Annotated in this window: 11 protein-coding genes; 1 reads left to right on the top strand and 10 read right to left on the bottom strand. The window is 47.1% G+C overall.

Going from position 1 to position 12,555, the window contains the following annotated elements; genetic code table 11:
• Positions 1-69: 69 nt before the first annotated feature.
• Complete coding sequence (locus tag ACZ2XM_RS00255) at positions 70-1,062, bottom strand: mechanosensitive ion channel family protein (RefSeq protein WP_490588152.1); 993 nt, start codon at positions 1,060-1,062, stop codon at positions 70-72.
• A 340-nt stretch (positions 1,063-1,402) separates the two neighbouring features.
• Positions 1,403-2,290: a TonB family protein gene (locus ACZ2XM_RS00250; protein WP_490588153.1), complete on the bottom strand. Its 888-nt coding sequence runs from the start codon at positions 2,288-2,290 to the stop codon at positions 1,403-1,405.
• Positions 2,291-2,530: 240 nt separating this feature from the next.
• Here ACZ2XM_RS00250 and ACZ2XM_RS00245 point away from each other — a divergent pair, with 240 nt between their 5' ends.
• Entirely contained in the window at positions 2,531-3,289 is a 759-nt protein-coding gene (locus ACZ2XM_RS00245; RefSeq protein WP_490588154.1) for a hypothetical protein, read from the top strand.
• Between the two features lie 261 nt (positions 3,290-3,550).
• Here the strand turns inward: ACZ2XM_RS00245 and ACZ2XM_RS00240 are convergent, their stop codons facing one another.
• The 8 genes from ACZ2XM_RS00240 to nuoH form a co-directional block, all read right to left on the bottom strand.
• Positions 3,551-4,372, bottom strand: a complete 822-nt coding sequence (locus ACZ2XM_RS00240) for a ferredoxin--NADP reductase (protein ID WP_490588155.1) — start codon at positions 4,370-4,372, stop codon at positions 3,551-3,553.
• A 223-nt stretch (positions 4,373-4,595) separates the two neighbouring features.
• Entirely contained in the window at positions 4,596-6,086 is a 1,491-nt protein-coding gene (nuoN, locus tag ACZ2XM_RS00235) for an NADH-quinone oxidoreductase subunit NuoN (RefSeq protein WP_490588156.1), read from the bottom strand.
• A gap of 3 nt (positions 6,087-6,089) precedes the next feature.
• Positions 6,090-7,829, bottom strand: a complete 1,740-nt coding sequence (nuoM, locus tag ACZ2XM_RS00230) for an NADH-quinone oxidoreductase subunit M (protein ID WP_490588157.1) — start codon at positions 7,827-7,829, stop codon at positions 6,090-6,092.
• Between the two features lies 1 nt (position 7,830).
• Positions 7,831-9,705: an NADH-quinone oxidoreductase subunit L gene (gene nuoL, locus ACZ2XM_RS00225; protein WP_490588158.1), complete on the bottom strand. Its 1,875-nt coding sequence runs from the start codon at positions 9,703-9,705 to the stop codon at positions 7,831-7,833.
• Between the two features lie 4 nt (positions 9,706-9,709).
• Positions 9,710-10,003 carry an NADH-quinone oxidoreductase subunit NuoK gene (nuoK, locus tag ACZ2XM_RS00220; protein ID WP_201499946.1) on the bottom strand — a complete coding sequence of 98 codons (294 nt, stop codon included), beginning with the start codon at positions 10,001-10,003 and terminating at the stop codon, positions 9,710-9,712.
• A gap of 209 nt (positions 10,004-10,212) precedes the next feature.
• A complete protein-coding gene (gene nuoJ, locus ACZ2XM_RS00215; RefSeq protein WP_490588159.1) occupies positions 10,213-10,962 on the bottom strand; it encodes an NADH-quinone oxidoreductase subunit J in 750 nt (249 codons plus the stop codon).
• Positions 10,959-11,507, bottom strand: coding sequence for an NADH-quinone oxidoreductase subunit NuoI (gene nuoI / locus ACZ2XM_RS00210; protein ID WP_490588160.1), 549 nt, complete (start codon positions 11,505-11,507; stop codon positions 10,959-10,961). Before nuoI ends, nuoJ begins: the two co-directional genes overlap by 4 nt.
• Before the next feature lie 28 nt (positions 11,508-11,535).
• Complete coding sequence (gene nuoH, locus ACZ2XM_RS00205; RefSeq protein WP_490588207.1) at positions 11,536-12,522, bottom strand: NADH-quinone oxidoreductase subunit NuoH; 987 nt, start codon at positions 12,520-12,522, stop codon at positions 11,536-11,538.
• Between the last annotated feature and the right edge of the window lie 33 nt (positions 12,523-12,555).

Below are 12,555 nucleotides of genomic sequence, written 5' to 3'. Positions count from 1 at the left end.
AATTTAAGGCTCATAGCCTGAGAGATAGAGCCCCTTTTTCAATTATTCGCAACAAACAGTATGCTTAGTTTATTCAGGGTCGCTAGTCGTACTTTTAATAAAGCTATGTTTCGCATTCGCTTGGTTACTGGCCGATTCTTTAGGCATAGAGCCGCTAGACGCAGCTTCTTTGGTTAGTGTCTCTTTACTCAGCTCAACCTGAGGTCCAGGCTGGTTAGTGGTAGCTGCTTCTACTAAGCTCTCTAAACCAGTGACATTAAGATTGCGTTGCGGTAAGGGAAAGCCAATGCCCTTATGGTCTAAAGCATAACGGAATTGCTCAAGCAGCTCACAGTTGAGGGTCCACCAGTCGCCATTGGTGGCCCAAACGTTTAAAGTTAAATCAACGGCAGACTCGCCCAGCTTAGTCACCCGCACTATGGGCGCTGGGTCGCTAAAGGATAAAGGATGCTCACTCGCCAACTGTAGCATAATGTCTTTGACGGTCTTGATATCTGCGCTATAACCGATGCTTAGGGTAATATCGACGCGGCGATTGGGCAGTGAGGTATAGTTAAGGGTCGCATTCTTAGTGATGTCACTATTGGGAATGATAATCTCATGGTTATTTAGCGAGGTAAGATGGGTATTCACCAAAGTAATCTCTTTGACAATCCCTTCAAAGTTGCCAATTTTGACAAAATCACCGCGGACAAAAGGCCGGAAAGTCACAATCAGCACGCCCGCCGCAAAGTTCGACAGCTGGTCTTTGAGCGACAACCCTACGGCCACCGCTGCCCCACCCAAAATAGCCACTACAGAAGTCGTATGAATACCGACGTTATTGAGCGCGGCGAGCGTGACCACCACTAAGAGTATGCCGTAGAGCACTTTGCTTAGAAATACGGCTACCGTATCATCAAGACGACTGCGGTTCATCATCTTTAACGCCAGCGCGACCAGTTTTTTCGCCAACCATTTACCAATAATAAATATGGCTAACGCCAAAATTACTTTGATTAAAATGGTCGTGGCATCGTGCGTTAGCTCGGCAATATCGAGCGTGAATCCTAAAAACTCCATGCTTTATCCTATCCTTCGATGCGAGTAATGCTCGTCATCTATGGTTGTCTTCTTGGGTTAAAAATTAGTGGCTAAAAGTGGTTTTCTGTCTTATAAACCCGGTCTCATAAATCGAAACTATCTATCCAAACTATACATACAAACTATTTAGCCAAGCTATGCAGCCTATACACCTTATTCAACTTCCGCTTTTGGGTATTTACCTTAGTATCCCCCAAAAAAGACAGCGCCTGACAATAGTGCCACTGCGCTGTTTTCTGATACAGGTCTCTATTTGAGAGCCGGTTTTCTGACTAATCGGTCCTCTTGAATCTCAAAGGGCCATCATCGAATTAAACTATTAATACGTTACTTCTATCCGATCACTATAGCGGAAAGTACGAATAAGCCTTAGCTCCGTAATCTCTTGCATATCCTTAGTGAAACGACCAAATGGCGCCGCCCTTTTCACGGACATCTTCGCCGCATCGTCCAACAGATTAGACCCCGATTTACCGAGCAGACGAATATCTTTCACCGTGCCATCTGGCCGGATAATTACCATGAGCCGCACTTCACCCGTGATATTTTGTCGCCGCGCCTGCTCTGGATACTGCTGATTGCCTATCTGCTCGACCTGATGTCGGAAGCGCTCGATATAGTCTACGGCCTCACCTTTTGTGGTCGAATTACTGTCTACAGTGAGCACTTTTGACTTAGTCGCAAACTCTTGCTGTCGTTGGGACAATTGCGCCTCTAAGGTCGCTATCTGTTTCCGCAGTCGCGCCTCTTGCGCTTGCAAGTCATTCTTTGGCTGCTCACTATCATTTTCATTTTGTGTGCTCGCCTGCCGCCAACTTAGCGTAGTATGCAGGTAGCTCTCTTGCGTTTGCTGCTGCTGTACTTGCTGCTCGAGGTTGATGATATCCTGCGTTTCTTGCATCTGCACGTCTGTCATGGGGCTAATTTGTACGCTTTCTTGCCGCAGCTGCTGCCGCACTTCACCGCCGCCGACTTGTGAGGCATTGGCGATATACTTAGCATCGGCATTCGGCTGCATATTATCGCTCAATACCTGCGCCACATCTTGCACCATTGCCGCTGGGTCCTGGCTAATGGTAAAGCTGATGCCGAAAATCACTAAGCCATGGATTATCAACGCCAGCAAAATCGCCGCGAGCAAAGTATGGTCGTGGGTCAATTCAGTGAAATACGTCACATAAGGTGAGGTTTTTTTGGTTGGCGACACTAGCGGTCTCATCGAAACAAAAGGTAAAAAGAAGATTACGGGTGGTAGCTCATGTTGGCAGCAAGCTCAACCGTAGACTGCGCTGACCATCATAGCATGTTGGGCCTGCAAGTCACATAAACCCTCTGCGATAGTCCCCGTGCGCCCTGAAATATTTGCTACAATATCAATCAAATTGCTTGGCTAACAGCCAATGCTATAACCCTATGTATTTTATCACAAGATAAAAGGACTATACGCTTGAGTGACTTTGAACAATTTACTGAGAGTCTGGGCTTTCGCTTGCAAGAAGGCATTAGCGATACTTGGGATGGGCTGACTGATACGCTAAAACAGTGGTATAACAAAGCTACCAATGCGGTCGATGATGAGTTCTCCTTGCCCGTGAGCCAAAAGCAGGTCAATGACGCCTTGCAGAAATTCGTCACCGATAACGTCGGCCCTATTTTGGAGCTACGCGTAGAGCTGCATGACGATTGGTTTCGGTTATTCTGTACGGTCAATGCCGCAGGTATCCACGCTGAGGTAGCGAGTAACTTTGGCTTAGTGCATGCCCAACTCGATCGTAACGTGCAGCGCTTTGTCTTTGCCCAGCAGACTTATACCGATGTGCTTAACTTGCGCTGCGAGTCTTTTGTAAAACGTCAAGGCATCAAGCTGGCCATCTGGTTTTATCACAGTGTGTTAAAGAAAGACCCGCTAGGTTTTATCTTGAGCTATATCAATATTGCCCGCTCCAAAGACAATATCATCTACTTAGATATTCATCGTTGGTTAAAAAAGAATAAGAAAATCATGACCGCTTTACATAAAGCTCAGGTGAACTATGGCAAGGTGGAAGAAGAACAGCTGATTCTTAAGACCCAAGTGAACTATCGCGAGCTGCTGTCAGTGAGTCATAGCGAAGATATCTTGAGTGATAAGGATGAGCCAGAACCAGAGCTTATGAAAGGCCCGATTAACCCTATTAGCGATGCGACCGACCCTAGCCAGGAATAATTTCTTGATAGGTTGTAATAGTAGAATGATTAGCATAAAGAAAAACTAGCGCTCATAAAAAAACCATGGCTTGATTCAGTCATGGTTTTTTTTGGTTTAAATCCCCCTAAATCCCTGAGTCAGGAAATAGCAAAGATTTGGGGAACCTTTGCCCTGACGCAAGACAAGAGCTGTGCTCGCGTAGTAAGGGGGATTTGCTTTGCTTTTACCTCCTTCCTTTTATAAAGGAAGGATTGAGGATGGATTGCTTAGAATAAGTGCCTACCAATAATTCTCCACAGCAATATTGCCTTCCCCGCGGCGGTTCATAGTCAGCCCTAATGACTTCAGCGCCTCTTTAGTATCATCAACCATATCCGGGTTACCACACAGCATAATATGGGTGCTATCTGGGTCTAATGCTTTACCCACATGCTGCTGCAGTGTGCCGTCTAACAATAGCTTAGGCAGGCGCTCATTCAACATTCCCTCAACTTGCGTGCGCGTGACAATAGGCACAAAGGTAAATTTAGCGGGGTTGTCGACCAAGCTACCAAAATCTTCTGCCAAGCGCTCAATCAGCTCTACATAAGCCAGCTCCTCTTGGGTGCGCGCGCTATAGGCTAGGATAATATCGTCGTAGTCTTCCCAGGTTTTTAGGTCTTGTAGCATAGACAAAAACGGCGCCAGCCCAGTACCAGTAGCCAATAACCATAAGTCTTTAGGCAAGGGCTTTTGATAGCGCGCTAGGGTCAAAAAGCCAAACGGCATAGTATTGAGTAACAGCTCATCGCCAACTTCTAAATGCTGCAATTGCGAGGTAAAAGCGCCATCAGGTATCACAATAGAAAAGAACTCCAACACCTCGTCGAATGGTGATGACACGATAGAATAAGCGCGAAAAATGTCTTCATCCACGGCTTTTTCCTGCTCAGCTGTGGGCAAATCAGCATAGTACTTTAACTGACTCGGGTTCACGCCCAACCGTACAAATTGCCCAGCCGTAAATTTAAAGCTATCAGGGCGCGTGACTGTGAAGCTAAATAATGTCGGTGTCCAAGTGGTTTTACTTAATACGGTTACGATTTGAATCGAATCACTCATAATTGCTCTTCTTATCTTATTTTACTGCTGAAATATGGGTTATTACTGAAATGAGGGTTACTACTGAAATGGGGGACGACTTAGCCGGTATCAACCTGTATCTATGACTGCTTGCCACTCTAGTCTAGTAGAGTATCTCTAATAAAAACAGCCCCAAGCGTAACATGACGTGGGGCTGTTGGTTAGAGCGGATAGGTTAGCAATTGAGGCTGTCGTTTAATACTTACCAAATTCTAGCCATCGTTGACCATTCGATTAAACTGTTCGGCAAGATACCGAAATAGATCACGATAAAGGTCGTCGCCATCACCATGATACCACCAGCGCCAATACCCCAATGCCAAGTCGCATCATACTCGATGATTTTCTTAGGACGTTTAAATAGGGTCAGCGTGACACGCAAGTAGTAGAACAGACCGATAGCACTACCGATGATAATCATAGCGGTCAAGAACCACTGCTGACCTTGTACGGCTGCCAATACGGCAAATAACTTACTGATAAAGCCTGCGGTTAACGGGATACCTGCTAGTGACAACATCATGATGGTCATCACCCCAGTCAATACTGGACGACGCCAAAATAGACCTTGATAATGCACCAACTCGTCTGCTTCACCAATCTCACGATAAGGGCTAGACATTAGCGTGACTACGCCGAAAGCACCGATAGAAGTCATCGCATACACTGCCATATATAAGGCAGAAATACGCTGAGCACCGGCATCGATACTGACCAAAGCAATCAACACATAACCCATATGGGCGATTGAAGAATACCCTAATAAGCGCTTGATGTTGGTCTGACGCACGGCCAATAAGTTACCGACCAAGATAGACAAGGCAGCGATAACCATAATGAGCATTTGCACAGATGGTAAGGCTAGTAATGCAGAGCCGATTAAGAAGCGTACGACTAGCGCCATCATAGCGACTTTACTGACCGAAGCTAAATAGGTAGCGACTGGTGCCGGAGCCCCTTCGTACACGTCTGGCGTCCAAGTATGGAAAGGTGCTGCCGACAGTTTAAAGGCTACCGCAAATATCATTAAGGCCGCACCAACGATGATCAACGGTGACTCAAACAAGGTAGGCAGGACTAAACTGATTTCTTTAAAGTGTAGCGAGCCGACTTCTGCATAAATCAGCGCCATACCCATCAACAGCGTGGCCGAAGCCGTCGCTGATAGTACTAGATATTTAAGACCTGACTCTAGCGAGCGCTGACGCATAAAGGTATAAGCGAGCATGCCATATAGCGGTACTGACAATAGCTCAAGGCTCATAAAGAAGGAAGCCATATGCTGCGCTGCTACCATAAACATGGCGCCAGCGGTCGACAATAGCATGAGCAAATACAGCTCTTCTTTATTGTCTTTGAGCGTGGCTAGATAAGCGTAAGCTAAAGTACAGCACGCTAAAGCCGCAATAAGTATCACGACCATATTGAACTGCGCAAAGGGATCAATGACAAACAGCTGCTGAGACGCTAGCGTAATCTCAGCTGGGGTCATACTGACATCCCAAAAGCCAAAGATTTGCGCTAGTAAAATAAATAGTGCCGCATTTAGACCCAGTACGCTAATAGTACCCGTGACAAAGTGCGAGCGTTTAAAGGCAATGGCGAGCATCACAAACAGTACAGCGGTAACCACTGCAAATATTGGTGCAAAAGGCGCCAGCCCCATCAAATCATTCGTTATCGTTGCATTCATGACTTAACGTGCCTCCATCGCACCAAGAGATTGCGTTGTATCTATTTGTGAGACCTCACTATAGACGTAGGCGTTATTGATCCACTGCATCGCTTCGCTAGACGTATCTAAGAAAGGCTGTGGATATAAACCCAACCAGACCAGACCCGCTGCCAATACTAACAGTAAGGACAATTCGCGTTTGCCTAAATCACGAACTCGTACAGTAGGTGCAGGCTTAGTTGCGACCGTATTAGCACTATGAGTGTTGTGCGCAACAGGAGCCGCTGTAGCATTAGTCCTAGCTATCATTGTCTCGCCGTGTAAAGCCTGCTGAGCATGAGCAGCATGAACATGGGCTTGTTCTGCGGCCACTTGCTTCACATTATTATCACCGAATAGAGCACGATGAATCAAAATGAGCGAGTACAGACCCGCCAATACTAAGCTAATGGTAGCGAAAACAACGAAGACTGGATATTGAGCAAAGGCACCCATTAAGATGAGGAACTCACCTAAGAAGTTACCAGTACCGGGAATACCTAGCAGTGCCGCACAGAAGAACATCAACATCGGGGCGTAATAGCGGAACTCACCCCACATACCACCCATCAAACGTAGATCACGCGTGTGCATACGCTCGTATAACTGACCGGCCATAATGAATAGTGCCGCAGAGCTTAACCCATGCGCGAGCATCTGAATCATGAGACCTTGTAGACTTAATAAAGTACCAGCGTAAATAGCTAATACAACGAAGCCCATGTGCGAAATACTGGTATAAGCCAATAGACGCTTCACATCGGTCTGCATAAATGCCAACCAAGCGCCGTAGAAGATACCAATAGTGCCTAACGTCATAGCGATTGGCGCGAAGTCTTGTGAGGCATTCGGGAATAGCGGTAGGACAAAACGAATTAGACCGTAAGCAGCCGTCTTAATAAGAATACCTGCCAAATCGACCGAACCTGCTGTCGGCGCCTGCGCATGCGCATCGGGCAACCAACCATGAAAAGGTAGAATCGGCAGCTTCACAGCAAAGCCAATAAAGAAGCACAGCATTAATGGGTATTCCCACTTACCGAGTTGCGTGTTCAATAAGTCTTCGTAGTTAAAGCTCACCATGCCCGTTTGGACAAAGTTAATGATGACTAAGATAAGAATACCGACCAACATAATCAGACCAGATGCCTGAGTATAGATAAAGAATTTCGTCGCAGCATATTCTTTGGTTTTGCCACCGATAGCATCATGACCCCAAATGGCGATCAAGAAGTAGATGGGGACCAGCATCATTTCCCAGAAGAAGAAGAACAGAAACATATCGATGGCTAAGAACACCCCGATAACTCCGCCCAAACTCCATAATAGGTTTAAATGGAAGAAACCAACACGGCGCTGAATCTCATTCCACGAACAACCGACGGCCATAATGCCTAGCAAAGCGGTCAAGCCCACCATCAACAGCGACATGCCATCCATCGCTAAATGGAAGCTAATGCCAAAGCTTGGAATCCACGGTAAGACAAACTCTGCCGCCCACGGCGTAGCGACTGCAGGCGCAATCACCTGCTGACTCATGCCTGAATAGTCACCGGCATACCACATTTGTATGGACAAACCAAAAGTAATAATCATGCCGATAAGGGCAATCCAGCGCGGCAAACGGTTATTGAATTTTTCTACCAACCAACACAGTAAACCAGCAATAAAGGGGACTGCGATTAAGGCGGGTAATTGCCAAACGTCTTGTAATCCTGTCATCTTACACCACCGTCATCATTACTAGCACGAGCAGTACTGCCACACCCAAGCCAAAGCTTGCTGCATAGCCTCGAAGGGAGCCTGTTTGCGTCGCCGACAGCATTTTGTTGCCCGCTGACACGATCATTGGCAATACATTCCAAGTTTTATCTATAGGGTCTGATTTCACTAAATTGCCTATGAATAAGAAGGGCTTCACAAAAACTAAATCATATAAAGCATCAAAGCCTAGACCGTGGTAGCACCAGTGATATAGCGCCCCGCCCAGAGCAGATTGCTTAAAGCTTGTGAGCATACGACCTTTATTCAAGACATAAAGTAGGAAAGCCAATACTAAACCTGTTGCCATAGCGGCCATAGCGATCAGTTCCGCAGTATGCTTGCCATGTGCCTCGCCTGATAGCTCCATCAAATGACCAACGCTCTCTGGCAATACACCATTTAGCGGCGGTACGATTAAGGCACCAACAGCGGTGGATAAGACCAACAAGATGCTAAGGGGCAACCAATAAGTAATCCCTTTTAGCTTGTGTGCATGGGTCTTTTCTTCACCAAAGAAGGTGAACCAAATCATACGGAAAGTGTATAGCGCGGTTAAGAACGCCCCGAACACACCCATATAGAATAGGTATTGATGGCCGGTCGCATAGGTCTCCCAAAGAATAGCTTCTTTAGAATAGAAGCCCACAGTGACCCAAGGAATAGCGGCAAGGGCACCACCACCGATGATAAAGCACCAGAATACTAAAGGAATCTTATGACGTAAGCCGCCCATCTTAAAGATGTTTTGCTCATGATGAACCGAAAGAATCACCGCACCTGACGATAAGAATAACAAAGCTTTAAAGAAGGCGTGGGTCATCAAATGGAAGACCGCGCCTTGCCAAGCGCCTACCCCTAGCGCTAAGAACATATAGCCAATTTGGCTCATGGTCGAATAGGCTAAGATACGTTTGATATCGGTTTGCGCTAAAGCACAGAAACCGGCTACCACTAGCGTTAAGGCACCGACACCACCGACCCAATACAAAAGAATACCAGGCGTCAATTCGAACAAAGGATGCATACGGGCAATGAGGTATACCCCAGCCGTTACCATCGTCGCAGCGTGAATCAATGCTGACACTGGCGTAGGACCCGCCATCGCATCGGCCAACCAAGTATGGAGCGGGAGCTGGGCTGATTTACCCATAGCGCCACCGACCAACATCATGGTGGCTAAGATAAGCGTTGGGTTATTCACCTCAAACATTTTCGGCGCTTGTGTAATGATGTCTTGGATATTTAAAGTGCCGAATTCACGGAACAGCAAAAATAAACCAAACGCTAAAAACACATCACCTACACGCGTAACGGTAAAGGCTTTCATCGCTGCACGACCATTGGCACGGTCATGGAAATAGAAACCAATTAGCAAGTACGAACATATACCTACGCCTTCCCACCCTAGATAGAGCAAGAATAAGTTATCGGCTAATACCAACAGCAACATGCTGGCGACGAACAGGTTCATATAGCTAAAGAAGCGTCCGAACCCACTCTCCCCTTTCATATACCAAGAGGCAAACATATGAATCAGGAAGCCTACACCGGTAATAACGCCAGTCATGGTTAATGCTAAGCCATCAAAGGCTAAGCCAAAGCTTGGGGCAAAATCACCGACTTGTAACCAAGTCCAAAGGGGGATATTGACTACCGTGCCTGGGTCATACGTGGTCAGGTAAGTATAAGAGGTGACTAACGCACATAGCGCGGACAACCCCATGCTGCCCACACCCACAAAGGTAGCGGCTTGCTCGGTAATCTTGTCGCGCATAAAGGCTAAAATCAAAAAGCCAATGAGCGGAAATATAAAGGTTAATGGTAATAAACTCATGACATCATCCTTTCATCTCATTGGCGCTGTCGACATCGAGATGCCCACGCTTATGATAAAACTGCAATAGGATAGCGAGACCAATAGCGGCCTCTGCTGCGGCTAAGGTCAAAATAAAGATAAACATCACTTGGCCATCCGGATTGACCCAACGGCTGCCCCCTACCACAAAGGCAAGGGCGGCGGCGTTCATCATGATCTCAAGACTCATCAGCATGAATAAGAAGTTACGGCGTACCATGACCCCGCACAGACCGATGGCAAATAATATACCGGCCAGCATCAGTCCATGACCCATCGGGATGGGTACTAAGGTAGATACCTCAGTTTGGACGGGCTGCACAACGACTTGTTGCGTAGTGGCGGTTGTGCCATTGGCTCCATCGACCACTAGAGCTTCTGCGGCTCCAGGGGCAACAGACACTTCCTGCACTCCGGGGGCGGCGTTAATCTCCATATGGGAGAATGGTGCCGCTTCGACCTCTGATGTTGCTACGGTTTGAGCCATCAGTCTAACTCCTTACGCGCAGTACGCTGGGCATTGGCTGCACTGACATAGTCTTGAGCATTTACGGGCTGGTATTCATAAGGCTTGGCTTGCTGAACCGCATCGGTCACATCACCATCGCTATATTCAATCACTGGGCCCGCTTCTGGCTGATAGTTGCGGCTGCTTTGGCTGATGTTTTCGTCATCTAGCGCTTTTTTGCCTAAATGGTAGGCAGCGACTAGCGCGGCTAATAATAATAGCGCGGCGACTTCCACCAACATAAGGTATTCGCTAAATAGCGAGATACCGACCACTTTCGCAGACACGGTGCTAGTAGCAATCAAGGCTGGCGTCACATTACCTTCAGCAAGCGTTGTTTGCGGATTGGTGCCTAAAGCAATCATGGAAAATAAGACCACAGCGATGACTATAGTCAGACCGGTCGGTACCGCCCAAGTTTGCGCGGATAACCAACGGCGCTCACGAGCATCATTCGCCATACCGAGGTTCAACATCATAATAACGAAGACGAATAAGACTAAGATAGCGCCAGCATAAACGATAATTTCTAAAGCACCCGCAAAAGGAGCACCCAAAATAAAGAAAATACCTGCGACGGCCAATAGCGAGACGATCATCGATAAAATAGCGTGCACCGGATTGGGGTGCATAACCACACGTAGGCTAGCAAATATGGCCACAGCGGCTAAGGCATAAAAGCCAATTTGGGCGCTATGATCCACACCCGTAGTAAATAAATTCATCATGGCAATAAGCTCCGTAGATCCACAGGTGCGGCTTCGTTTTGAGCGGCGCCTTTGGGCTTGTCAGCAATAGCCATTCCCGATACTCGGTAATAGTTATAGTCCGGATACTTGCCGGGACCAGAGATTAATAAATGCTCTTTTTCATAGACTAGGTTTTGACGGACAAATTCGCCCATCTCAAAGTCTGGCGTCATCTGAATCGCGGTCGTTGGGCAAGCTTCTTCACACATCCCACAAAAGATACAGCGAGAGAAGTTAATCCGGAAGAATTCTGGATACCAGCGGCCATCTTCGCGCTCAGCTTTCTGTAGCGAGATACAGCCTACTGGACAAGCTACCGCACACAGGTTACAAGCAACACAGCGCTCGTCTCCATCCGGATCACGCGTTAAGACAATACGTCCGCGAAATCGTGGTGGTACTGGTACGGGCTGTTCAGGATATAAAATTGTATCGCGGGGTCTGAGCGCATGGCTATTGACCATCCACATCGAGCGCACGATGGTGAACATGCCGACGACAGTCTTTTTTATGGCAGTAAACATAACAGCTTTTCTCCTTAGCAGCGCAGGCTTATTGAACCATCAAGATGACAGCAGCGGTGGCAAGTAAGTTAAATAAAGTGACGGGCAGACAAATCTTCCAGCCAAAATTCATTACTTGATCGTAGCGTGGGCGCATCAGCGACCCGCGCGCTAAGATAAACATGGTCATAAAAAATAGGGTTTTGATCATAAACCAAAAGGCCGGTGGCACAAATGGAATATTTAAATTGAAAGGCGGTAACCAGCCCCCAAAAAATAGACAAGTCATTAACGCAGAGATTAAGACGACGTTGACGTACTCACCGATGAAGAACATCCCGAATTTCATACCCGAGTATTCAACATGGTAACCTTCCGCCAGTTCTTGCTCAGCTTCAGGTTGGTCAAAAGGATGTCTATGCGTGACGGCAACACCAGCCACGACGAAGGTTAAGAACCCTAAGAATTGCGGGATAATATACCAACCGTGTACTTGTGCTTCGACGATGGCGCGTAAGTTAAACGAGCCGGTCATGGCTACGACACCCATTAGTGATAAGCCTAAAAAGACTTCATAACTGATGGTTTGTGCTGCAGAACGTAAGCCACCGAGTAGCGAGTACTTGTTCGCTGATGCCCAACCGCCAAACATAACCGCATAAACAGCGATACCGGCCATGGCAAAGAAGAACAGAATACCGATATCCCAGTCTGCCACCCCAAAGGTTGGAGAGACTGGGATGATGACGAATGACGCTAGTGCCGTAAACATGGCTACGGCTGGGGCTAGCGTAAAGATAAACTTATCGGTAAAGTTCGGCGTCCAGTCTTCTTTAAAGAAGATCTTGAGCATGTCTGCGACGAGCTGCAAAGAGCCCCAAGGGCCGACACGGTTAGGACCGTAACGGTCCTGCCAGAGGGCTAACATACGGCGCTCATAAACGATCATCAATGCCGCGACAATTACCACGACTAAGAAGATGACCAAAGACTGCACCACCATAAAGAGAATGGTCCAAGCTTCATAGCTCAGCATACTAGCTAGAAAGCTAGGAACATCCGGGATAAT

Source organism: Psychrobacter sp. CoH-33_TS_01 (assembly GCF_058189395.1).
This window is presented reverse-complemented; position numbering and strand designations above follow the sequence as displayed.